The sequence below is a fragment of the Dawidia soli genome (assembly GCF_018598185.1).
Classification (GTDB): domain Bacteria; phylum Bacteroidota; class Bacteroidia; order Cytophagales; family Cyclobacteriaceae; genus Ohtaekwangia; species Ohtaekwangia soli.
Genome location: NZ_JAHESC010000017.1, coordinates 15709 through 39333, shown reverse-complemented (window position 1 = coordinate 39333; position 23625 = coordinate 15709). Strand labels below are relative to the sequence as shown.

General features: G+C 53.3%; 18 protein-coding genes. 8 read left to right on the top strand and 10 right to left on the bottom strand.

The window, feature by feature from the left end:
• Positions 1-69: 69 nt before the first annotated feature.
• From KK078_RS13060 to KK078_RS13040, 5 genes are all read right to left on the bottom strand, one after another.
• Entirely contained in the window at positions 70-1209 is a 1140-nt protein-coding gene (locus tag KK078_RS13060; RefSeq protein WP_254090724.1) for a PQQ-dependent sugar dehydrogenase, read from the bottom strand.
• Positions 1210-1299: 90 nt separating this feature from the next.
• Positions 1300-1872 (bottom strand): GDYXXLXY domain-containing protein, encoded by a 573-nt coding sequence (locus tag KK078_RS13055; protein WP_254090723.1) that lies wholly within the window; start codon positions 1870-1872, stop codon positions 1300-1302.
• Positions 1873-1889: 17 nt separating this feature from the next.
• Complete coding sequence (locus KK078_RS13050) at positions 1890-3188, bottom strand: DUF2157 domain-containing protein (protein ID WP_254090722.1); 1299 nt, start codon at positions 3186-3188, stop codon at positions 1890-1892.
• 83 nt (positions 3189-3271) lie between these two features.
• On the bottom strand, positions 3272-3979 hold the full coding sequence (locus KK078_RS13045; RefSeq protein ID WP_254090721.1) for a Bax inhibitor-1/YccA family protein: 708 nt from the start codon (positions 3977-3979) through the stop codon (positions 3272-3274).
• A 29-nt stretch (positions 3980-4008) separates the two neighbouring features.
• Positions 4009-4860, bottom strand: coding sequence for an ATP/GTP-binding protein (locus tag KK078_RS13040; RefSeq protein WP_254090720.1), 852 nt, complete (start codon positions 4858-4860; stop codon positions 4009-4011).
• Positions 4861-4980: 120 nt separating this feature from the next.
• Here KK078_RS13040 and KK078_RS13035 point away from each other — a divergent pair, with 120 nt between their 5' ends.
• Together KK078_RS13035 and KK078_RS13030 are read left to right on the top strand one after the other, a co-directional pair.
• Positions 4981-5415 (top strand): cytochrome B, encoded by a 435-nt coding sequence (locus KK078_RS13035; RefSeq protein WP_254090719.1) that lies wholly within the window; start codon positions 4981-4983, stop codon positions 5413-5415.
• Between the two features lie 107 nt (positions 5416-5522).
• On the top strand, positions 5523-7280 hold the full coding sequence (locus tag KK078_RS13030; protein WP_254090718.1) for an OmpA family protein: 1758 nt from the start codon (positions 5523-5525) through the stop codon (positions 7278-7280).
• A 78-nt stretch (positions 7281-7358) separates the two neighbouring features.
• Here the strand turns inward: KK078_RS13030 and KK078_RS13025 are convergent, their stop codons facing one another.
• On the bottom strand, positions 7359-7826 hold the full coding sequence (locus tag KK078_RS13025; RefSeq protein ID WP_254090717.1) for a hypothetical protein: 468 nt from the start codon (positions 7824-7826) through the stop codon (positions 7359-7361).
• Positions 7827-7958: 132 nt separating this feature from the next.
• Between KK078_RS13025 and KK078_RS13020 the strand changes: the two genes are divergently transcribed.
• The 3 genes from KK078_RS13020 (at position 7959) to KK078_RS13010 (ending at position 18285) form a co-directional block, all read left to right on the top strand.
• Entirely contained in the window at positions 7959-16658 is an 8700-nt protein-coding gene (locus tag KK078_RS13020) for a GH36-type glycosyl hydrolase domain-containing protein (RefSeq protein ID WP_254090716.1), read from the top strand.
• Positions 16659-16751: 93 nt separating this feature from the next.
• Complete coding sequence (locus tag KK078_RS13015; protein WP_254090715.1) at positions 16752-17087, top strand: response regulator; 336 nt, start codon at positions 16752-16754, stop codon at positions 17085-17087.
• Between the two features lie 151 nt (positions 17088-17238).
• Positions 17239-18285, top strand: a complete 1047-nt coding sequence (locus tag KK078_RS13010) for a BON domain-containing protein (protein ID WP_254090714.1) — start codon at positions 17239-17241, stop codon at positions 18283-18285.
• 68 nt (positions 18286-18353) lie between these two features.
• On the opposite strand, the gene KK078_RS13005 is transcribed toward KK078_RS13010, so the two are convergent.
• Positions 18354-18833, bottom strand: a complete 480-nt coding sequence (locus tag KK078_RS13005; protein ID WP_254090713.1) for a DUF6232 family protein — start codon at positions 18831-18833, stop codon at positions 18354-18356.
• Positions 18834-19142: 309 nt separating this feature from the next.
• Between KK078_RS13005 and KK078_RS13000 the strand changes: the two genes are divergently transcribed.
• From KK078_RS13000 to KK078_RS12990, 3 genes are read left to right on the top strand one after another with little or no spacing between them, the layout of a single operon-like run.
• Entirely contained in the window at positions 19143-19628 is a 486-nt protein-coding gene (locus KK078_RS13000) for a PA2169 family four-helix-bundle protein (protein WP_254090712.1), read from the top strand.
• A 37-nt stretch (positions 19629-19665) separates the two neighbouring features.
• Positions 19666-20241: a DUF4142 domain-containing protein gene (locus tag KK078_RS12995; protein ID WP_254090711.1), complete on the top strand. Its 576-nt coding sequence runs from the start codon at positions 19666-19668 to the stop codon at positions 20239-20241.
• A 28-nt stretch (positions 20242-20269) separates the two neighbouring features.
• Positions 20270-20560 carry a YtxH domain-containing protein gene (locus tag KK078_RS12990; RefSeq protein WP_254090710.1) on the top strand — a complete coding sequence of 97 codons (291 nt, stop codon included), beginning with the start codon at positions 20270-20272 and terminating at the stop codon, positions 20558-20560.
• Positions 20561-21079: 519 nt separating this feature from the next.
• Here KK078_RS12990 and KK078_RS12985 read toward each other — a convergent pair.
• From KK078_RS12985 to cls, 3 genes are all read right to left on the bottom strand, one after another.
• The gene (locus KK078_RS12985; RefSeq protein WP_254090709.1) at positions 21080-21586 is read right to left on the bottom strand and encodes an SLOG cluster 4 domain-containing protein; all 507 of its coding nucleotides are present in this window, start codon (positions 21584-21586) and stop codon (positions 21080-21082) included.
• 62 nt (positions 21587-21648) lie between these two features.
• On the bottom strand, positions 21649-22140 hold the full coding sequence (locus KK078_RS12980; RefSeq protein WP_254090708.1) for a putative signal transducing protein: 492 nt from the start codon (positions 22138-22140) through the stop codon (positions 21649-21651).
• Entirely contained in the window at positions 22137-23594 is a 1458-nt protein-coding gene (cls, locus tag KK078_RS12975; RefSeq protein WP_254090707.1) for a cardiolipin synthase, read from the bottom strand. Before cls ends, KK078_RS12980 begins: the two co-directional genes overlap by 4 nt.
• Positions 23595-23625: the final 31 nt, after the last annotated feature.

The following is a 23625-nucleotide window of genomic DNA, read 5'->3' as shown; positions in this document are numbered from 1 at the left end:
GTCTGTGACTGCAGTTGACCCGCAGGGGTATTAAAAAGCCAGGTCGCAGACCTGGCTTACTATATACAACTACTGCGGAATAATCTTCAAAATCATTCCCGGACTCTCCGTCGCCACATACAAAAATCCATCCGCCGACTGCACCACCGCGCGCACCCTTCCGATTTTATCCAGCAGCTTCTCATCGTGCACCGACTTGTTCTCCGCGCTCACTTCCACGCGGTGCACATGCGTCAGCGCCAATGCACCTACCAGGAAATTCCCTTTCCAACCCGGGTATTTCTCACCGCTTACTCGCACGAGACCGCACGTCGCAATAGACGGCACCCAATAATGTACCGGCTGTTCCATTCCTTCCTTCGCGGTAATATCCGTGATCGGCGTACCGTCGTAGTTTATACCATAGGTAATGACGGGCCAACCATAATTCCTGCCTTTCTCCACCTTGTTGAGTTCGTCACCGCCCTTCGGTCCATGTTCGACGTCCCACAGCGTTTCCGTGGCGGCATCGTACACCAGGCCCTGCGGATTACGGTGCCCATAGCTCCAGATCTCCGATCGGGCACTGTCAATCCCCACGAAGGGATTATCCGTCGGCACCGTGCCGTCTTCATTCAACCGCAATACTTTGCCCAGGTGGTTGCTGAGCTTCTGCGCGTTCATTTTTGTACCGCGCTCGCCGGATGAAAAGAAGATGTGCCCTTTGCCGTCAAACACGATGCGCGATCCAAAGTGCACATCGGAGTTGGCAAACGGCTGCGCCGAGAACAGCTCGTGGTAATCCGTAAATGCGTTGCCTTCCAGCTTGGTGCGGGCGATGGTGGTGCCACCCCCGCCTTCACCCGGCTTTGCGTAGCTTAAATAGATCCAGCCATTATTGGAATAATCGGGGTGTGCAACGATATCAAGCAAACCGCCTTGCCCGTTAGCATAGACAGCGGGAACATTTTCAATCTTTTCCTCCAGCAGCTTCCCGTCCTGGATGATGCGGATCTCGCCCTTGCGTTCGGTCACCAGGATGCGTCCGTCCGGAAGGAATGCAATACCCCACGGGTTTTCCAACCCGGTTGCTACCGTGTCGACACCGAATGCTTGTTTTTCAGAGGTGATCACCGGGCCGTCGAACGTCGTGGATTGCCCCGGCTTATCAGAACATTGTGTCAGGCCGAAGGTCATGCCCGACAAAAACAGAAGTACGTATTTTTTCATGGATAGATATAAAGGAACAAAGATAGAACATCGGCTTCTTCAGCCGAACAGAGACTTACCAATACCAGCCTGTACCGGATGAACGGTTCGTTACTCCGGCTTTTCGTTCAGCGCGCGCACGATATCAGCAATAGGCCGCTCGTTGATCATGACATTCTCCAACGCCGCCTGCCCGTTGCGCACACGGATCACGGCGTACACCTGCTGTGTCGAGTCCGAGCGTGATTCCCAATACAGTCGTTCAGCTGCTGAAGCCTTTGATTCCTCCAGATAAAAGCGTTCAAAAGGATACTCAAATACGACCGCTCCCGGATTTCCTTCATACACGTACGAGATCCGCACCTTGATGCAGTCGTCACCTTCCTGTTCATAGAGCGAGGCCCGTGAAACACGACCATAGCCGGCCGAGTCCGCCAGCGTAATATACATATACTCATGATCCTGCCACGCCTGCGGGTCGGTTACCGCCACTTCATCTTCCGCAAAACGCAGCGTGATATATTTTCCCCGGAAAGGGTCACTCGGGTCGATCGGTTCCGTCCGCAATTTAAATAACCGGCCCTCCGATAAGATCGTCTCCTGATGAAGGATCGTGTTAAAGGGAATAAACCACTGCGCGATGCACATGGCAACAAAGGCAACGATGATCAATGTTTTTTGCATGGTATGATCCGTAAATATTATGCGTTACGCCGGTTGCGCAGCACGCGCAGATTGGCAACAAAGAAGCCCACGCCTACGGCGATGAACAACAGCCCCCGGGCTATAAAACTCATGTCGGTATCGAAAAAACGACACACGATCAGCAATGCGACAATGAGCAGGCCGTAGTTCAGAATACTCAGCTTGTTCTGTTGTGCTCCGTCACGAATGGTGAACACACCGAAAACAAAGACGGCAACGTTGGCCAATATTCGGCTGACGTCCGGTTGCGTAAATCCGAGAAGAAAAAGTGCCAGGACAACGGCAAAGGCCGAAACCTTGGCATTGATCGCGGTGCCACGATAGCGATACAGCATATACACCAACAAGGCCAGGGTGAGCAGGAGGGAGATCCAATACGGAGCCGCTACACGGACGTCCAGGGTTTCCGCCATGCCTAACCGCGACACACTTTCCCAGAAATCTTCGAACGTGAAAAACAACAGCATACCGATGGTGCCCAGGCTTCCGCAGACCAGAAAACCGTTGACGATCAACCGGCGTTGGCGAAGTTTTTCAAAATGCCCCACCAGCACCAGCAAGCTCATGAGGTTGATATATAATAAAGCAGTCAGCTCTTCATCGGCAGTAGTCGAAAAGAGATGGTTGAACATGCCCAGCGCACAAAGCAATGACAGGGGCAGAAGCCAGGCATGAAAAGCAAAGAAATTGCTTCCGCTGTGATCGCGGTATAACCGGTAATAGTAAGGGAACGACAACACCAGCAGCGCAAGATACCACCAGGCAACACCGTTGGACCGATCAAAGTAAGCGATGTCGCAGGCATACCACGTGATGCCACCGAGCAATAGCAGGGACGCAACGGACGATCGGAGGATATACTGGATCGGAAAAGCCAATAACATCCAGATCAGCAGAAATCCTCCCAGCGAGCCGTCGATCTGGTACACCTGGCTCACAATGGCGATCGCAGCACCGATAGATAAAAAGAGGAACGTAGCGGCACCCTCGCGCCACGCCGTGCTTTCGGCTTTCTTAATCAGCGTAAAAGCACAGGCCGCCTGCCCCAGCAACAACGGCAGCAGCGCCAGCGCCAGCTTTGGTACCTTGCCGAGCACATCCCAGTTGTGGGCGATGATGAGGATAACGCCCAGGCCCGTCAGCAACGCACCCAGGATGCCAAATACGATCACCAGACGGTTTGCCGCAAGGCCGGGCTTTTGAGCGTAATACGCGCGAATACGCTCGGCGGTATCGGGCGTAATGATGGAGGCTTGCTCCAGCTCGGCCAATTCTTTTACAAAAAATTTACTCATAGAACGCTGGAAAAAAAATATAGCCCACGGGAGTGCCGTCGGCTATAAGGTTGATGTATTAAAACCGGTTGCACGCAGGCGACTTATCGGCGACGACCGAAGATCCGCAGCAGGTACAGGAACAGGTTGATGAAGTCGAGGTACAGGGTCAGTGCACCCATGATGGCCTCCTTGTGATCTTCATCGCTGCCTTCGTTACCGATGATGTTCATGTTTTTGATCTTCTGCGTGTCGTATGCGGTCAGGCCTACGAAGATCAATACACCGGCGTATGTCGTGATCCAATACAGCGTTTCGCTTTTCATAAACCAGTTCGCCACCGAAGCAATGATCAATCCGATGAGTCCCATGAACAGGAGGTTACCCCATTTGCTCAGATCGGTCTTGGTGTAATAACCGTAGATGCTCATGACGGCGAAAGTACCCGCTGTAACGAAGAATGTTGAGGCGATCGACGACGTTGTGTAAACAATAAAGATACACGAGAGGGTGAGCCCGTTCAGTACCGCATAGATAAAGAACACAGCCGTAGCCAGGTTGGCGGACATGCGGTTGATCATGCTCACCAGGATGCCCACGGAAATCAATTCTAAAATGATCAGGCCGAAGAACATCCACTTCGTGCCGAAAATAAAATTGAGCAACGCTTCGGAAGAAGCGGTATACCAGGCGACCAGTCCGGTCAGGATCAGCCCGAGGCTCATCCAGCCATAAACTTTTACCATGTAACGTTGTTGTTCGGCCAGCACCTGATCGACGGAAGGAACTGTAGGCGTGTTGAAGGAATCCATGTTCGTAAAAATTGCTTAAAGATATAGAATCATTTTTGAAACGTATAGGTCATGATGCGGTTGCCAAAAAATGTCGGAATATATAGCCATTTTCGGGTGGGGTCATAGTCGACGTCGGCGCAGTTCAGTTTTTGCTCCCGCGTGTCCAGCATTGGATGCGATTTTCCCTGGGCATCGACAAAATACACCTCGCCGGGCCAGCAGGACACGATAAATTCCTGGTTGCCCACCGGCACGATACCGTCATTTCCGCCCGTCGCCACGTCCGAGATCTTTACCAGTTCTTTCCCCTCCTTCAGACAGTAGAGCACGCCGTTGCCGACATCGGCCACATAAATACCCGCCGGATGGGCAAGTAACCCGTTGATGCGCTGGAAAAGCGGGCTTTCAAAATACAACGTCGCTTTGTTATCCCGGATCACGTGGATCCTGCCCGTGCCGGAGTCAGAAACGTACACGGCGTTGCCTTTGCCTACCGTAATGTCATTCAGGAATTTGGAATCCGGCACATCGATGCGGCGTACGATCTTGCCGGCGGCCACATCGATCACAACCACCTGAAAAAGATCCGCTACATATAGATGGGGGCCAACAAGGCCCATGCCCTTGGGCGCATCAAGACCGGTGACCCACTGCAGGCTCAGGATTTTGCCCTCCGGCGATATTTTCGAGATAAATCCCTTGCCATCCTTTTCACCAGCGGCACCGTCGATATTGGAAACGTAACAAACTTTGCGGGAAGGATCGATCAGAACAGATTCAGGCACTCGGAACACCGTGTCGGTTTGCCAGGCGAGGGTGAGCTTCTGCGCAGCGGCCGGAAAGACCAAAAAAAGCAGCAGCAAGCCTGAAAACAACAGGAAAGACACAGGTCGGTTCATGCGGTAGGGGTTAGGGTGAACGCCTTTATTCAAAGATAGCTTTTTACCGGCACCAAAGAAGCCTCCCAGGGTTCGGAACTTTGGCCCGGCTGTGCTAATTTGGGCCAAAATTCAACTTTTATGCTTTATAAAATTCTTTTAGAGGCACATTCCGGCGTCCGCTACCTGGTGCTGTTGCTGTTGATCGTCGTGATCGTGAAATCGCTGATGGGCCTGATCAACAAGCGTCCTTTTGCCAAGGGCGACAACTTGCTCAGCCTGTTTCTGCTCATCTTCACGCACATCCAATTGCTGCTGGGCCTGTTCCTCTACTTTGTCAGCCCTCGCGTAAACTTCGGCCCCGAGGCCATGACGGACTACTACCGCTACTTCACGGCCGAGCACATCACGGGGATGCTGGTGGCCGTCGTGCTGATCACGATTGCCCGCTCGACATCCAAGCGCATGACCGACCCCGCCGCCAAGCATAAAAGACTCTTCCTCTTTAACACGATTGCCCTGGTGATCATCCTGATCGTGCTGGTGCTGGGAGGTGTAAAAATTGTCGGAAGATAACAGAACATACTTTTCGTTCGATGAAGCCGGGTTTATCCCGGTTTTTTTGTGTGTGGCCATTCCTGTTATTGTCTTAACTTTACTCCCTAATATCTAACCTCTACGCTATGAGATCGTTATTACTTTTATTCCTGGTGTCGCTTACGTTCTGTGCTCGTGCGCAGCAGCAATCCATGCTGCGGTATGAGCTCGTGAAAATGGACAAGAATGTAAACACCTTCCGTCACGAAGCAGCACCGGTAGTTTCGCCCGATGGCAATACCCTCTATTTCTTTGTGCAGAACCACCCCGACAACACATTCGGAAAAGACGACTCCCAGGATATCTGGGTCTCTAAAAAAGATGCGAATGGCGTGTGGGGCGTAGCGGAACACTTGGGCAACCCGTATAACATCCATCCCTCCAACCAGGTCTTTACCGTGTTCGACGATGGAAGCCTCTTCATTCGCGGTGGCCGCTCGAAAGGTGAAAAAGGATTCTCCATCGTCTCCAACGGCTCACTGAAAGAGCTGGACGTAAAAGACTTTAAGTCTATGAACAAAGGGCGCTTTTATGGTGCCAGCATGTCTGCCGATCAAAAGTTCATGATACTATACTTCAGCGAGAAAGATAACGCCCAGCTGAGCGACCTGTACCTGAGCCATGCGCAACCCGATGGCAGCTGGTCGCGGCCGGAAAAAATGGGCCTCAGCACCACCACCGACGAAGTGGGCCCTTTCATCAGCCCCGACCAGAAGACCTTATACTTCGGTAGCGCGCGCCAGGCACCCGGGCGTCAGGGCGGCGTCGATATTTATAAAACGACACGCCTGGACGACACCTGGAAAAAATGGTCGGATCCCGTAAACATGGGCAAGCCTATCAACACCAACGCCCTCGACTTTTACTTCACCATCGACCGCGAAGGAAATATCTTTACCAGCCGCGCCAACAAGGCCCTGGAAGGAGCGCAGCTCGACTTATACCAGCTCGTACCCAAGACATTCACGGTAAACCTTACGGGCGTAGTGTTAAACGAAAAAACACAGGATCCCATCGTCGCCGCCTTGGATGTCAAGATCAAGGAAAAAGAACCCCTGAAGCTGAAATCAAACACTACAGGCAAATTCGAAACCAAATTGCCCGAAACACAAGCCATTACTGTGGCCGCTTCCGCGGAAGGATTTTTACCGAAAGAACAATCACTGAAGCTTCCGGTATTAACGGCCGACACTACCCTATTCGTGGAAATTTTGTTAAAACCCGTAGCGAAGAAACTGATCGTGATGGGAAATGTATACGATAAGAAAACCGAAAAGCTGATCGCCGCAAGAGTAGACGTGACCCTGCGCCAGGACCGCAAGACCACCTTTAAAGTACCGGCGGAGAAAGGCGCCTTCGAAAAAGAAGTGCCCAGGCTCGGCTGGTACATGCTGAGTGCCAACGCCGAAGGGTATCTCAATGCCACCGACAGCGTACAGTTGGAAAGCGAAGAGCTCTCGCCGGCTACCCGCGACCTGTACCTCGAACCGATCGAGATCGGCGTCACCGTACGCCTGAAAAATATATACTTCGACTTCGATAAAACAACGTTGAAGAAAGAGTCCTTCACCGAGCTGAACAAAGTAGCCGACTTCCTGAAACAAAATGCGACCGTAGAGATCGAAATCGCAGGCCACACCGACAGCAAAGGCTCCGACGATTACAACGCCAACCTGTCACAAGGCCGCTCGCAATCCGTGGTAGATTATCTGGTGAGCCAGGGCATCGAAAGCTTCCGTCTGACCGCGCACGGCTACGGCGAATCCAAGCCCATCGATACCAACGACACCGATGCCGGCCGCGCCAACAACCGCCGAGTAGAATTCACGATCGTCAAGAAATAAGAACGTAAAAAGCAATAAGAACAAAAGAGGCTGCCTACCGGTAGCCTCTTTTTGTTTTACGAAGTAAGGATCTCGATGTCAAACCTCCTGGGGCGTCGTATTCTTCGAGACTAAACCGTATTGTTCCAAAACTTTTTGCTCATCGCCCGTGACATATGCAAAGATCTTCAACCCTCCGTCAAAGTCTCTTAGAAAATACACCACGTCAAACTCGATCGCCACGTCACGCCCCTCTTGCCGATACCGCGAATCCCAGTGAACCCGGGCCATCACGTGGAAGTCATCGATGAGCGTTACGTCCAGCTTCTTAACGTTCATGGATCGCGTTCCAATACTTTTATAGAACTCGATCCCCTGTGGGATCGCCTTGCGAAATTCATCCCCGTTCTTCCCTGCATGCACACCCGCGGGGCTTGATTCGATAAAGCTGTCCGCGAAAGCGGCAGCCGTGCCCTCAACATCAGGCTTCCCGGACAGTCCCCGATTGAACCGATCTTCATATTCCCCGAAGAACGCTTCAGTTTTCTGTTTGATATCTTCCTTCATGGTCATTGTGTTTACGCGAATCAGCACACTGTAGACGACTTTCCCCATACTGGTCATATCCGGCGCTGGAACGCTTATTCTCTACATATCTATCCGGGAAAACCATACCCACGATCCCTAAGCCCTGTATCCATGAAGGTAAATACAACGTCCATCGAAGAGTTTTTCTCCCAGTTGCGCCAGTACCTGCAGCGAGACGGTATTAACCGTCAGGATGTAAACGAAAAGCCGCCCTTGCGATCGGAGCTTTTCAGCGCGGAGCAAATGGATCAGCACGCACAATTTCTGGCAGGCACGCACAAACTCACAGGCAACAAAACTCCCGAGCTGTTGCTGGGCCGCCTGGCCGTGAACGAAGACGTGTTATTCCAGGTAACCCGGCTGTTACAGGACGCCGTTAAAGAAAAGAAGATCATAACGCCGGCAGGGGAGTGGCTGCTCGACAACTTCTATCTCATCGAAGAACAGATACGCCTGGCCAAACGCCACCTGCCCAAGGGCTACAGCAAAGGTTTACCGCGGCTGGAAAAAGGCAAGTCTGCCGGCCTGCCCCGGGTATACGACATCGCGATCGAGATCATCGCGCACAGCGACGGCCATGTGGACATGCACAGCCTCAGCAGCTTCATCGCCGCCTATCAGAAGCTCAGCTACCTGACATTGGGCGAGCTGTGGGCCGTACCGATCATGCTGCGCCTGGCGTTACTCGAAAACCTCAGCCGCGTTGCGGCACGCATCGCCATCGACCGTGCAGACGAAGACCTCGCCAACGACTGGGCCCAGCGCATTCTGGAGACGGCCGAGAAACATCCCAAAGATCTGGTGCTCGACATCGCCGACATGGCCCGTTCCAACCCGCCGATGGTCAGCGCCTTTGTGGCGGCGTTTACACGCAAGCTGCAATGGAAAGGACCGGACCTGACGCTGCCGGCCTCGTGGATCGAGCAAAACCTTTCCGAGAGCGGACAGACCATCAACGCGCTGGTGCAGGAGGAAAACCAAAAACAAGCCGCCGACCAGGTATCGATGAGCAACAGCATCAGCAGCCTGCGCTTCCTGGTAAAGACCGACTGGCGCGAGTTTGTCGAAACCATGAGTATGGTGGAACAGACTTTGCGTGCCGACCCCGCGGCGGTATACGCCAACATGGATTTTCACACCCGTGATCAATATCGCCATACCGTAGAGCGAATTGCCAAACAAAGCGGCGCCGCCGAATACGAAGTGGCGCGCATCGCGCTCGAATTCGCAAAGGAACACGCCGGGGGCACACGCGACGTACGGACGTTGCACGTCGGGTATTACCTGATAGGAGAAGGAGTAAAGAAGACCGAAGCCGCCGTGCGCATCAGGCTGACCGCTGCCGAAGGCATGCGTCGCTGGACCGCACGGCGCCGCTACGCCTGGTATGTGATCGGAACCACCGCGTTGACCCTGCTGGTGATGGCAATAGGAGTAGAAGGCGGGTTCTCCCGTAACGTTGCGTGGGGATGGTGGCTGGTAACGGGTATTGTCGCATTGGTATGTGCCAGTCAGATTGCGCTCGCCATCGTCAACTGGCTGTCAACACTATCCGTCAAACCCTGTCAGTTGCCCAAAATGGACTTTTCGGGAGGGATACCCGAAGAGAACCGAACCCTGGTCGTGGTCCCCACGCTATTGGTCAATCCGCGCCAGGTCGAGAAGTTGCTGGAGGACCTCGAGGTACGCTACCTGGCCAACCGTGACCCCAATTTACTCTTCGGACTTCTGACGGACTTAAAAGATTCCGACCAACAAAACCTGCCCGCCGACCCACTGCTGGTACAGATCGCCCGGGACGGCGTCATCGCCCTCAATAAAAAATATAACCGGGATGTCAACGATACCTTCTTTCTCTTTCACCGCCCCCGCTTGTGGAACTCCGTGGAGAAAGTATGGATGGGATACGAGCGCAAGCGGGGCAAGCTCTCGGAGCTCAATCAACTGTTGCGCGGCGGAGCGAAGAACAGATTCTCTGTGATTGTCGGGGAGGAGTATCTTTATAAGACCGTACAATATGTCATCACCCTGGATACCGATACCCAATTGCCGCGCGACGCCGGATGGAGCCTGGTAGGCACGATGGCGCACCCGTTAAACCAACCCCAGTACAGCGACAAGAAGCGCCGCGTGGTACAAGGCTATAGCATCATCCAGCCCCGCATTGCTATCAGCTTACACGGCGCCACACGCACGCGGTATACGCGCATGCATGAAAACGACTCCGGCATCGACCCCTATACCAAAATGGTGTCGGATGTATACCAGGACGTCTTCAATGAAGGGTCGTTTATTGGAAAAGGCATCTACCATGTCGACACCTTCGAGAAGGTGTTAAACAACCGCTTCCCCGAAAACCGTATTCTCAGCCATGACTTGCTGGAAGGCTCCTACACCCGGTGTGGCTACGCAAGCGACGTACAGTTCTATGAAGAATATCCGTCGCGTTACAGCGTAGACGTCAGCCGGCGACATCGCTGGATCCGCGGTGACTGGCAGATAGGAAGCTGGTCGTTGCCATGGATCCCCGACGCCAAGGGGCGGTTCATCGGCAACCCACTGAACGCCCTCGCACGCTGGAAGATATTCGACAACCTGCGCCGCAGCGTTGTACCAATAGCCATGATGGTCTTCTATCTGCTCGCATGGCTGGTCTTGCCGGCAACCTGGTTTTGGACCGTATGCGTAACGGGCGTCATCGTATTCCCGGCCCTGGCGGTATCGGCGTGGGGCCTGATGCATAAACCTGCGGAGATCAAACTCCGCCAGCACCTCATAAACAACATACGTAGCACCTACCACACGCTGGCACAGGCAGCCTTTACCATCGTATGCCTGCCATACGAAGCCCTGATCAGTCTTGACGCCATTGTGCGCACCGGATGGCGCATGATGATCAGCCGCCGGCGGTTGCTCGAATGGAACCCCTCGGGCTTTATGCAAAGCGGCCGCCCGGAAACACTTCCGGAAACGTACCTCTCCATGTTCATTTCGCCGCTGGTTGCCTTCGCCACGAGCGCAGCCATCCTGCATTGGAACCCCACGGCATGGGTAGCGGCGGCGCCGTTCCTGTTGGTGTGGGCGCTGGCACCGGCCATCGTCTGGTGGTTGAACCAACCCCTGCCGACGGTTTCCGGCGAGCTGAGCGCGGAGCGCCAGGACACCCTGCGTGAGCTGGCACGCAAGACGTGGGCCTTCTTTGAAGATCTTGTGGCGGAACCAGACAACTGGCTGCCTCCCGACAACCTGCAGCAATATCCTATACCCGTGGTGGCCCATCGTACGTCGCCGACCAATATAGGCCTGTCGCTACTGGCCAACCTTACAGCGGTGGACTTTGGTTATATCCCCGCTACGCAGTTTCTGCAACGTACAGAACATACGTTCTCAACCCTCAACCGCCTGGAACGTTACAAAGGCCACTTCTACAATTGGTACGATACACAAAGCTTACAGGTGCTGCACCCACGCTACGTGTCCACGGTCGACAGCGGCAACCTGGCCGGGCATTTGATCACGCTGCGCCAGGGATTGCTACAAATGCCCGATCGGAAAGTGATCGAGCGGCACGTACTGGCGGGTCTGCACGATACCGTGCGGATCATACTGCAAAAGCTTCCCGAAATACACCGGGGTATATACCAAAGTATTGCCCGGGAGCTTGCACAAATGCTTCAAAAGGAATTCCTGACGTTGGATGCGCTGCGCACGCTTCTGAGCCAGGTGCGCATAAAGGGAACGGCAGTGTTAAATCGGCTCGATGCGCGCACGGAGACACACCGGTGGATCGTTGTATTTGACAAACAAATTCAAACGTTCTTAACGGAGATGGATGCAGTAGCACCCTGGTTAGCCATCGGCCCGCCCCCGGCGAAGTTTCAGGAAATGAGCTTACTGGCGGACGTGCCGACGTTCGCACAGGTTATACAGGCCGAACACCTCGTGGAAGAGGAGATCGCACGACTGTCTGGGAAAATGCTGACGCCCGAAGAAATGGCGTGGGCAGACCAGTTCCGAACCACCCTGCACGCCGCCGCGACGTATAGCCGTCGGCAGCTGGCGCGCATCGCCGATCTCGGCGAACAATGTGCCTACCTGGCCGACATGGAGTACGATTTCCTGTACGATAGATCACAACACCTGCTGACCATCGGCTACAATGTCGAAAGCCACCGTGCCGATGCAAGCTATTACGACCTGCTGGCTTCCGAAGCACGCCTGGCTACTTTCGTGGGCATTGCACAAGGCAAGCTGCCGCAAAAGAGCTGGTTTGCACTGGGGCGTCGCCTGACAACGGCTGGCCACACGCCGGTGCTGTTGTCGTGGAGCGGCTCGATGTTCGAATACCTCATGCCAATGCTGGTCATGCCGAGCTACCACAACACCCTGCTCGACGAGACCATGCGCGGCACCGTACAACGACAGATAGAGTACGGCCGCCAGCACAATGTACCCTGGGGTATATCAGAATCGTGCTATAACGTAGTAGACGCACATCTCACGTATCAATACAGGGCCTTTGGTGTACCGGGCCTGGGTTTTAAACGCGGCCTCGGCGACGACCTCGTCATTGCACCCTATGCCACCGTCATGGCGCTGATGGTAGCCCCCGAAGAAGCGTACAACAACCTGGCTACACTGCGCGACCAGGGCTTTGAAGGCCAGTACGGGTTCTTCGAAGCTGCGGATTATACTCCCGCGCGCCTGCCCCGCGGACAATCGCGGGTACTGATCCAAACCTTCATGGCCCACCACCAGGGCATGGGCCTGCTGTCGCTGGCCTATGTACTGCTCGACCAGCCCATGCAAAAAAGGTTCGAAGCGGATCCGCAATGCCAGACGGTATTGTTGCTGCTGCAGGAGCGGGTACCGCGCACCACGAGCTTCTACTCGGCGGCGACCGAAATGCAGGAAGTTACACTCACACCGGCCGTACCCGAAATGCGCGTTATCAACACGGCGGACACGCCGGTGCCTGAAGTGCAGCTGCTTTCGAACGGCCGGTACCACGTTATGCTCACGAACGCCGGCGGAGGCTACAGCCGTTGGAAAGAGGTAGCCGTGACTCGCTGGCGTGAAGACACTACCTGCGACAACTGGGGCATGTTCTGCTATATCCGCGACCTGGATCGTGATGCCTGTTGGTCGACAGCCCATCAACCCGTATTGCGGCCCGCCGAACGTTACGAAGCTGTGTTCTCGCAGGGGCGCGTAGAATACCGCCGCCGTGACCTCGACATCGAAACCCATACAGAGATCATCGTATCGCCCGAGGACGATATCGAGATCCGCCGCATACATATAATAAACCGGTCCGGTCGCAAACGCCGTATAGAGGTCACGAGCTATGCCGAAGTAGTCCTGGCGGCACCCATTGCCGATGCCGCCCATCCCGCTTTTAGCAACCTGTTTGTGCAGACATCCATCGAAGAGTCGCAGCATGCCATACTGGCTACGCGCCGCGCGCGCAGCCACGACGAGCAGCCACCGTGGATGCTGCACATGATGAAGGTGATCGGGCAAGGCATCGATACCGTAGCCTACGAAACCGACCGCGACAAATTTATCGGACGCGGCCACACCCTGGCCAACCCGCGGGTGATGCGCATGCACGAACCGTTGAGTAACTCGCAAGGGTCTGTTTTAGACCCCGTTGTATCGGTACAATACCGCATCACATTGCCACCCGGAGAAAACGTCACCTTCGATATCGTCACCGGCATGGCCAGGACACGCGAAGAGATAAAAATCCTCGTAGACAAGTACCAGGACCCGTACCTGCGCGACCGTGCATTTGAGTTGTCATGGACGCATAGCCAGGTAGTGCTACGGCAGATCAACGCCACCGAAGGCGATGCCCAATTATTCGGGCGCCTGGCCAGCGCCGTAATCTATGCCAACCCCACGCTGCGTGCCAGCCGCACCGTGCAGGTGCGAAACCAACGCGGCCAGTCGGCGTTGTGGGCATACGCTATATCGGGCGACCTGCCGATCGTATTACTTCGTCTGTCAGATTCCACCAACGTGGCACTCGCCCGGCAGATGGTACAAGCTCATGCATACTGGCAACTAAAAGGCCTGGCCGTGGACCTGGTGATCTTAAACGAAGACCACACCGGATACCGCCAGGTATTGCAAGATCAGATACAAAGCCTGATCGCCGCCGGCGTCGGGATGAACTCCGGGCGCCAGGGTGGAATATTTATCCGCTCGGCCGACCAGGTGTCGGGAGAAGATTGGGTGCTGCTCCAAACGATCGCCCGCGTGATCATATCCGACACGCGCGGAAGTCTGGCCGAGCAGATCAAACGCCGCTCGTTGCCAAAGCCTGGCATTGCGTATTTGCAGGCCCGGCCCGGCCCGCCCGCCGTGGCGGAGGAAACAACGGAGGCGCCGCCGTTGCAGTTCTTCAACGGCCACGGCGGCTTTACCGCCGACGGACGCGAATACGTGATCCGCACCAGCTCGGACACGCACACGCCCCTGCCCTGGATCAACGTTATCGCGAACAATCACTTTGGCACGGTCGTGACCGAAAGCGGCCCGTCGTACACCTGGATAGAAAATGCGCACGAATACCGGCTTACACCCTGGTATAACGATGCGGTTACCGGCCGCGCCGGTGAAGCGTTCTACATACGCGACGAAGACACAGGTCGCTACTGGTCACCCACACCACAGCCCGCTACGGCCGGCCCGGTATACACCACACGCCACGGCTTTGGGTATACGGTGTTTGAACACCAGTACGATGGCGTAAGCACCGAAGTATGGATTTATGTCGACCGGGAAGCGTCCGTGAAATTTACAACGTTAAAGATCCGGAACATATCCGGACGTTCCCGCAAACTGAGTGCCACCGCCTATGTCGAGTGGGTACTGGCCGATCTGCGGGAGAAATCACTCCTGCACGTCGTCGCAGAACAGGATGTGACAACACGCGCAATCATCGCTAAAAATGCCTACAGTACGGAATTCTCCAACTATGCAGCATTCCTGGACGTAGACGCTTCAACCTATACCTATACCACCGACAGACAGGAATTCCTGGGCCGGAACGGTACGTTGCAACAACCTGACGCCATGCGCCGCCAATACCTGTCCGGGAAAGCAGGTGCCGGTCTCGATCCTTGCGCCGCGATACAGGTGCCGTTGGAACTGGAAGATGGTGCCGAGCAGGAAATCGTTTTCCGACTCGGCGGCGGCCGTACCATGTTTGAAGCAACAGAAACCGTTCGCAGATTCAAGGGGGCTAAAGCGGCACGGGAGGCGCTGGCACGCGTACATCAATATTGGAATCACACGTTGTCATCGGTCAGCATCCAAACGCCCAGCAGTGCACTGAATATATTGACCAATGGCTGGCTGTTATACCAGGTCATGTCTTCGCGCCTGTGGGGTCGAAGCGGCTTCTATCAATCGGGAGGTGCCTTCGGCTTCCGCGATCAGCTGCAGGACGTGCTGGCGCTGGTACATGCAGCGCCGGCCCTAACACGGCAGCAGATCTTGCTGGCCGCCTCGCGCCAGTTCCGCGAAGGCGATGTGCAGCACTGGTGGCACCCGCCGCTGGGCCGCGGGGTTCGTACGCAATGCTCCGACGACTTCCTGTGGCTGCCCTTTGCCGTAAGCCGGTACGTGGAAGCGACAGACGATATCGCCATCCTGGACGAAGAAGTATCCTTCCTGGAAGGCCGCCCGCTGAACATGCAGGAAGAGTCTTACTATGATCTGCCGGCGGTGTCCGACGAACGCGCAAGCCTCTATGAGCACTGTCGCCGCGCCGTGCGCAGAGGCCTGCAATTCGGTGCGAACGGATTGCCCCTCATTGGTTCCGGCGATTGGAACGACGGCATGAGCATGGTAGGGATCCATGGCAAGGGCGAAAGCGTATGGCTGGCATTCTTCCTGTATGATGTGTTGAGGCGTACAGAAGCGCTTGCGCGCGCGCGCAACGACGCTGCCTTCGCGGGCGAGTGCGCACACCAGGCGCTGCAATTGAAACGAAATATACACGACAACGCGTGGGACGGCGGCTGGTACGTGCGGGCGTATTACGACGATGGCACACCGCTCGGCTCCTCACGCAATACAGAATGCCGTATAGACTCGATCTCACAAAGCTGGTCCGTATTGTCGGAAGGAGGCGATCCCGACCGGTCGCAGACAGCCATGGAAGCCGTAAACAAAGATCTGGTACGGCGTGATCGTGCCCTGATCCAGCTACTCGATCCTCCGTTTGACAAGTCAGAAAAAGACCCGGGCTATATAAAAGGCTATGTACCCGGTGTGCGCGAGAACGGCGGCCAATATACACATGCCGCTGTGTGGATGATCATGGCCTTTGCGAAATTGGGCGACCATCAACGCACATGGGAGCTGCTCGACATGATCAACCCGCTAAACCACGGACGCAACCCGAAAGAGATTGCGGTGTACAAAGCGGAGCCCTATGTCATCGCGGCAGACGTTTATGGGGTCGCACCACACGAAGGCCGCGGCGGCTGGACCTGGTACACAGGTTCGGCGGGCTGGGTATATCAGCTGATCATTGAGTGGTTCTTTGGTTTAAAACGCCAGGGTGACCGCCTGCTGATAACACCCTGCTTGCCGGCCGAATGGCCTTCTGTAAGTATGCAATATCGGTTCCACGACACGATCTACACCCTGCAGCTCGACCGGGTACCAGGGGGCGAAGAGATCGAAGTATGGGTAGACAATGTGCGCCAGGAGGGCCACTATATAAACCTGCTGGACGACAAGGCCAGTCACGCCGTGCGCATTACAGTAAAGACGCCGGAATGGGTAATATGATGCACAGTTTAAACAAAGTTTTAAACGGATGGCACGAAAATTAGCGTAAAATTAATGAGATCGGTTTGGTAAGAGTTTTTAGTGGATAGTTGTATGAAGACCAGGAAGATACTGTTGATCGACGATGAAAGGGATTTTGGTATCCTGATGAAGAATTTCTTTTCACAGAAGAACTATGAGGTATACCATGCCCAGACACTGGCCGAAGGAATGAAACTACTCGAACAGGAAAAACCCGACTTCATCTTTTTAGACAATAATCTTCCCGACGGACTTGGCTGGGGTAAGACAGAATACATCCTGGTAAATTATCCGTTGTCACAACTAAACCTGATCAGCGCATATCACGTACCGAAAACTTCGGCATCCTCTTTCCGCATCCTTGAAAAACCACTTGTGCTCGAAGAGATCAATAAAATGTTTGGATAACAGCCGTCACGTCCCATAGTAGAATCGTTGTTCAACCGTTTGAGTAAAGCACTGCTCAACGAGTACTTCCATCGTGCTATTTCGACAGGCATAGTTTTGACGCCCGTTGTGAACGTTCAATAAAAAATGTTTCACAACTAAAAAAAATCTCATGTCAAACTACAATCGTGGCCAGCGGGGTCAGAGATCCCAACGTCCTTACAATTATAACCGCGAAGACAGCAATCGTAACTACGGCAATGAAAACCGTGACTACGGAAATGAGCACGGTACCAGCTGGGGTGCGCAGCAGGGGAATGACTACAACGAAAATAGCTGGTACGGGCGCAGCCGCCAGGGCGACTATGGCAACACCGGCTATACAAACTATGGACAGTCACGTTACGGCAATTCGGGCGATACGTCCAGAAATTATGACCGTGACTTTAACACCGATTACTTTGGCAATCGCCAGTCGTACGAGGGCGGCAGCTACGAAGGTGGCTACGGCAACCGCGGATACCACGATGACGACGACTATAGCAGCTACGGAAGATACGGTCAATATGACCGGGGTAACCGCAACTATGGCAACTACGGTCACCAATACGATCGCGGTAACTATAGCAACTATGGCAGCTCGGGAGGCTACGGAAACAGCAACTTCGGATCCGGGTATGGCCGGTCCTACGATTATAATCGGGGACAGCGCTACGACCAGGGCAGCAACATCGGCAATTACGGCACCATGGGCAGTTATGGTAGCGATCAATATCGCGACCGGGGCATGTGGGATAAAACACGCGATGAAATTTCGTCCTGGTTTGGAAATGAAGATGCCGAACGTCGCCGCGAAATGGACCGTCGCTTCACCGCCCAGCATCGGGGTAAAGGTCCGAGAGGTTATAGCCGCTCCGACGACCGGATTAAAGAAGATGTCAACGACCGTCTGAGTGATAACCCGTATATCGACGCCAGCGACGTGGAAGTATCCGTGACCAACGGCGAAGTTGTACTCAGCGGAAAAGTAACAGACCGCCACGACAAACGTCGTGCGGAAGATATAGCCGAAGGAGTCTCGGGTGTCCGAAACGTCGAGAATCGGATTCGTGTACAAAGTGAAGTAGGAGAGAGCACAGGCTCTTTTACCACCACACCCCGAAGCTCGCAAACGACCACAGAACGAAGCAAAAGCCGCAATGGCCTGGTGGAATCGTAACAAGTAGAATAAAAAAGGCCGTCCGACGATTTTCGTTGGACGGCCTTTTTTATTGTCTGAACCCGCCGTTATTCTTTTACGGTAATAAAAGGCCGGCTCGGAGCAGGCTTCGTTAAACGCAGCCCTTCATTCAGAGCATTGACAATTTGGGTAATATACTCCTTCTGCGTGCTGACAACCGCATTTTTTTCTCCTTCAGCAGTGGCGATCCGAACGGCATAACGTTCGCGTATCAGGCCGGTGATGAGCAGCCCGATCAATGCCAAAGCACCGCCGATCCAGATCGCCATCGTATTGGCGCTGACGTACGTACCATTGATGTAGGAGTCCGGAACGCTGCTGGCCGGAATAAGCGCCAGCACACCGGCTATACAAAGCAGCAGCCCGATCACCAGCAGCAAAATGCCGGGCAGACGATGCGGCTTGAGAATAAGCAACCCGTGCTTAATAATGCCCTTTAAACTATACGACGTGTTCTTTACCTGAAACGTCGAATCCGTGATCGTAACATCGTGACCATCGGTATACAATACTCTATCCGGTATCATAGTATTTTATTGTTTGTTGTCTACTGTGAAGGTATTTGAAAACTCCATGCCACAAAACCGCATGCAGTGATTTCACTCAAAAGCGGATAACGGCCTGTGTAAAAAATGCTACAGCTTGTGTAAAGAGGCTTCAGTCAATGGTTTCATGGCATCAAGCGATACTGTAGACGATATACCGTATACTGGGGATGTCATCACCCACACAACAGAAAAAAGTTTGGTTTAATATAAACCGGTATTGCAAATACGCGCTCTGGCATCAATTTTTCAAAGGTTCCGTGAACAAAGACCACATAAACTGTTAAAGTTATGAAAGCAAATAATGAAAAGCTGATTGCCGTCCTCAATGACCTTATTCGTATTAACTACGACCGCATTGAAGGATATGAAAAGGCAGTGGAAGAAATCAGAGACTTCTCCGAAGCAGAAATAAAAAGCATTTTTATCAAAATGGCAGACGATAGCCGCAAACATCGCACAGAGCTGACACAGGCCGTGGTACAATTAGGAGGCGAGCCCGCTACCGATACGACAACCGCCGGCGACATTTATCGGGTGTGGATGGATGTTAAAACAACGTTCGCCGGTAATGATGTATTGGCATCATTACAACTGTGTGAGTATGGGGAGGACAAAGCCCTCGAAGCCTATAAAACGGCGTTGGCGACCGACGTGACCTGGCCGACCGATATACGTGCAATGATCGAGAAGGAACGCGCATCGTTAAAATCTTCGCATGACCGCATTAAGCGTTATCGTGACGAGTATGCAAGCGCGGAAAAATCCTCCCATTAATCGAAAATAAATCGGTAATCATAAAACAAACACGACAATGAAACGTATCACCAGAATATTCCCGCTCTTTATCGCCGGCGTAGTAGCGTTCAGCTGCGGACCAAAGAAGGTTGAAAATACCAACGAAGTAGCAGAGGAGGCGAACGAAGAGAAATTTGAAGATCGCAAGGACGAGAAAGATGCAGCGTTCGTAGCAGAGACAGTAGCATCGAACTACGCGGAGATTTCGCTGGCCATACTGGCAAAGGAGAAATCGAATAACCCGGAGGTAAAAGAGATAGCCCAGGAGTTGGAAGCCGGACACAATAAGATCCTCGGCGAGCTCCAGTCGTTTGCCAGTGCAAAAGTGATCACCGTTCCGACCGAGGCGAACGATGCTGAGCAAAAGACGATCGAAAAACTTCGTGAAGAAAAGGACGTGCAGGAATTCAATAAGAAGTGGAGCAAGGAGCTGGTAGATAAACACGAAAAAAGCATTAAGGAGTTTGAAGCCCGCCTGGAAAAGACCCAGGATGCCGATCTTAAAATCTGGATAGAACAAACACTGCCCCATCTGCGCGAGCACCTCGACAAAGTGAAAGCGCTGGAGTCAAATGTTACCGCTTCCAGATAATTGTTTAACCTTTAAATACGGAAACATCATGACAAGTACATCAAAAGTAATCGTAGGCATTCTTGGCGCAGCCGCCGCCGGGGTGGTACTGGGTATGTTGATCGCGCCTGAAAAAGGATCGGATCTGCGTAAGAATATCAAGAATACGACAGACGATTGGCTGGGCGAAATCACACAATGGATGGGCAAGGGCAGAAAGTACCTGGCGGAAATGAAGGAACAAGCCGAAGGTGAAGCAGAAAATCTGACCTCGGAAGCCGAGCAAGGCATCAGCAACCTGAAAGAATCCGCACGCCGGCGCGCTTCCACACATCATTAACGAATAAAACCCGTTTATATAACGATCTTTTGTGTAAGCCTTTCTCGGAATCCACTGATACTGGAAGCTGACGCAAAGCTGCAAAAGATCACAAGGGGCTCCCCCGGGGAAGCCCCTTTTTTGGCATCAAAAGGGCGGAAGCATGGCTACGCAAGAGTTGGCCTAGATCTATCCCAGTGCTAACCCGGTGATGAGCTAGTACTAAAAGGGCTGGGGAGAGGGCATGGCTAAATCCCCGTGGCAACCGGCCGAAGTCGCAATCCGCGGCGGAGCCCTTCGGCCCATGTGTAGACAGTATCTCAGCTGCCTTCCTGCGGCACCGTCGCCGGAAAAACCATGGCACAGCTTTTTACCATATCAACGTGATTAGATCACTTTCCTCTTAAAAATGTGCCGTTCTAAACAGAATTCCAAATTCTGTAAAGCTGGGGACATGCACATTAAAACCGATATACAGTAATACTGTTGGGGTTTAGGAAGAAAGGATCCTGGGAGGCTCTTTGGAGCCTCCTCCTTTTTTTATCGCAGCTGGTGAACGGCGAGATAATCTTTGATCTGCGTAATCGTCTCGTCCACGTCCTTAGCGATCAGAACGCGATAGGTACCGATGTTCTTAAAGAACCGTATCGTAATCTCATCCTGGTGCAACAGAATTACCTTTTTGTTGGACTTGATCGCAAGCGCCACTTCTGAGGCAGTGCCGGCAGCCATGCCCAGAACAACGATGATATTGCTGGAAAGAACATTGATCATGTTACGCCCGCTACCCATACCGGTAACGATCTTGATCTGGGCATTTTCAGAAGCATTTTTATCATGGGCATCGGGCAATACGCCAATGGTGAGACCGTTGACATCGCGTGCACCCTTCATGGCGGCATCCATCACCCCAAAGCTGCGGCCGCCCGTCAGCACGGCCCATCCCTCTTTGGCAATAGCACGCCCCAGTTCAAAGGCCATTTCATTGTCTTCGGGAGAGGCATTCTCGCCAGGTCCCATTACACCGATGATAATTTTTGCTGACATATAAAGAGTTAGTTACTGCTAAATTACTGTTCGATTCTCGATTTACAAATATATACCAGGCCTCACCCGGTAAATTCATGGTGACAATCCCGGCACCGGTATATCTTTTCTTGAGGCGAGAATATACCAAAGAATAAGACCCGCAAACCTGTTAGAAAGGTGTCATGAAGCTTTTGGGGAAAGTCACGTTCCAACGAAATCGACTGGCAAGCGGGACAACGCGGTGTGGAATCTTCGCTTAATTGCATATTTCCACCGTCCAGAACCTGGCGGGCACGTTCCGCATCTTCTGCGAATAAATGCAGCCGAACCCGGAAGGCCGCAAAAGGCTGCCCCGGATACAAATTCGACAGGTTCTCCTCCGTCAAAAAACATGGAATGCCATAGGCGTCCAACTTGGTCTTGGCAAGGTTCGCTTCAATGGCGTGGTTGAATTCCAGAAAAGCAACGATCGTACCCCGGGTTTCCATTGCAGGCAAATTGTTCTCTAAAATAAAGACTTTACAGCAAAATAAACAGATCAGTTCCGACCGTGCCGGATAAAGCCAGATCACAACAGGGGCGAAAACAATCGGGCCGCTTTATCCACAACATGATGGAACCAGCTGCGGGATGTAAGCATCTCCAACGAAAGCTCTTCGCTTTGGGCCTGATCTTCCAGGAACTGGGCCGTAAGCTCCGCGCAGACCCGCTCCCCATAGACTACAGCACCTACCTCAAAGTTAAATTCAAAGCTACGGAAGTCGATATTGGCCGTACCGACGATAGCCAGGTTATCGTCCGCCACTATAGTCTTGGCGTGCACAAACCCCTTTTTGTAGCGGTAGATCTTCACACCACATTCCAGCAATTCTTCGTAATATGAGCGCGAAGCGGCATTGACAAACCGTAAGTCCGCCTCCAGTGGGACAAGCAGGCGCACGTCCTTCCCGCTAAGCGCCGCTTTTTTGATCGCGTCGTTGATGCTGTTGTTGGGGATGAAATAGGGTGAAGTGATATATACCCGTTTCCGGGCATTGACGATCGCTGTAAAATAACACAGCATGATACTCGCCCGCGGGTAGTCTGGCCCGCTCGCTACAATTTGTACCAGCGAATCGCCCTTAGGCATTCTGGCGGAATCCGGGAAGATCGTGGTGTCGGGGTGCAGATCCTGTTGTGAGCAGAAATTCCAGTCGGCCAGAAAGTGATACTGCAGGCTTTGGACTGCCGGCCCCGAGATCTTAATATGGGTGTCGCGCCAGAATAACGATTGCCCGGGGCGGTCGTTGACATAGTGATCGGCTACATTGATACCACCCACAAAACCTACATGGCCATCGATGACGATGATCTTCCGGTGATTGCGATAGTTTAACCGGCTGGCGATAAACGGCAGGTGCACCTTAAAGAACGGAAACGACTCGACGCCCGCGGCATCCATGTCGCGAAAAAACTTCCGCTTCAACCCCTTGCTGCCAAAGTCGTCATAGACGAACCGCACCTTTACACCCGCGCGCGCTTTCCGGATCAGCACCTCCTTTAGCTGATTGCCGACAACATCGTCCTCATAAATATAATATTCGAGGTGAATCGTTTGCGTAGCCAGTTCGAGCTCGGCAAGTACTTCCGGAAACTTGGACTCGCCGTTGATCAATAATTTGACCTTGTTGGATGACAATGGCTCGAACGAATCGTTTAGCAGTAAGTTGACCATATCCCGCTGGCCGTCGAGCTTATGCCGGTTGCTTTCCAGGATCTGGTGCGTAGTGGTAATGATCCGCTCCCGGATGCGCTGCAATAACCGGTCATTGGCAATCAGCTTCTTATTATAGATCCGCTTTTTGCGATAATTGACCCCAAACGAAAAATAAACGATCGCTCCAACGACCGGTACAGTAATGGCCAGCACCAGGTAGCCCAACGCCTTCGAAGGATTCCGCGAATCCATAATAATGCGTACGACCGTAAACAACGTGATGGAATACAGAACGATCAATAAGGCGAGTTTGGGAGTAAGCGCGAACATAGCCAGCGTAAGAACGTTACTTGACTGGAGA

Bases quoted from the DNA above. Each gene is read 5' to 3' on its own strand.
- KK078_RS13060 (WP_254090724.1), bottom strand. From the start codon at position 1,209: ATGAAAAAATACGTACTTCTGTTTTTGTCGGGCATGACCTTCGGCCTG.
- KK078_RS13055 (WP_254090723.1), bottom strand. From the start codon at position 1,872: ATGCAAAAAACATTGATCATCGTTGCCTTTGTTGCCATGTGCATCGCG.
- KK078_RS13050 (WP_254090722.1), bottom strand. From the start codon at position 3,188: ATGAGTAAATTTTTTGTAAAAGAATTGGCCGAGCTGGAGCAAGCCTCC.
- KK078_RS13045 (WP_254090721.1), bottom strand. From the start codon at position 3,979: ATGGATTCCTTCAACACGCCTACAGTTCCTTCCGTCGATCAGGTGCTG.
- KK078_RS13040 (WP_254090720.1), bottom strand. From the start codon at position 4,860: ATGAACCGACCTGTGTCTTTCCTGTTGTTTTCAGGCTTGCTGCTGCTT.
- KK078_RS13035 (WP_254090719.1), top strand. From the start codon at position 4,981: ATGCTTTATAAAATTCTTTTAGAGGCACATTCCGGCGTCCGCTACCTG.
- KK078_RS13030 (WP_254090718.1), top strand. From the start codon at position 5,523: ATGAGATCGTTATTACTTTTATTCCTGGTGTCGCTTACGTTCTGTGCT.
- KK078_RS13025 (WP_254090717.1), bottom strand. From the start codon at position 7,826: ATGAAGGAAGATATCAAACAGAAAACTGAAGCGTTCTTCGGGGAATAT.
- KK078_RS13020 (WP_254090716.1), top strand. From the start codon at position 7,959: ATGAAGGTAAATACAACGTCCATCGAAGAGTTTTTCTCCCAGTTGCGC.
- KK078_RS13015 (WP_254090715.1), top strand. From the start codon at position 16,752: ATGAAGACCAGGAAGATACTGTTGATCGACGATGAAAGGGATTTTGGT.
- KK078_RS13010 (WP_254090714.1), top strand. From the start codon at position 17,239: ATGTCAAACTACAATCGTGGCCAGCGGGGTCAGAGATCCCAACGTCCT.
- KK078_RS13005 (WP_254090713.1), bottom strand. From the start codon at position 18,833: ATGATACCGGATAGAGTATTGTATACCGATGGTCACGATGTTACGATC.
- KK078_RS13000 (WP_254090712.1), top strand. From the start codon at position 19,143: ATGAAAGCAAATAATGAAAAGCTGATTGCCGTCCTCAATGACCTTATT.
- KK078_RS12995 (WP_254090711.1), top strand. From the start codon at position 19,666: ATGAAACGTATCACCAGAATATTCCCGCTCTTTATCGCCGGCGTAGTA.
- KK078_RS12990 (WP_254090710.1), top strand. From the start codon at position 20,270: ATGACAAGTACATCAAAAGTAATCGTAGGCATTCTTGGCGCAGCCGCC.
- KK078_RS12985 (WP_254090709.1), bottom strand. From the start codon at position 21,586: ATGTCAGCAAAAATTATCATCGGTGTAATGGGACCTGGCGAGAATGCC.
- cls (WP_254090707.1), bottom strand. From the start codon at position 23,594: ATGTTCGCGCTTACTCCCAAACTCGCCTTATTGATCGTTCTGTATTCC.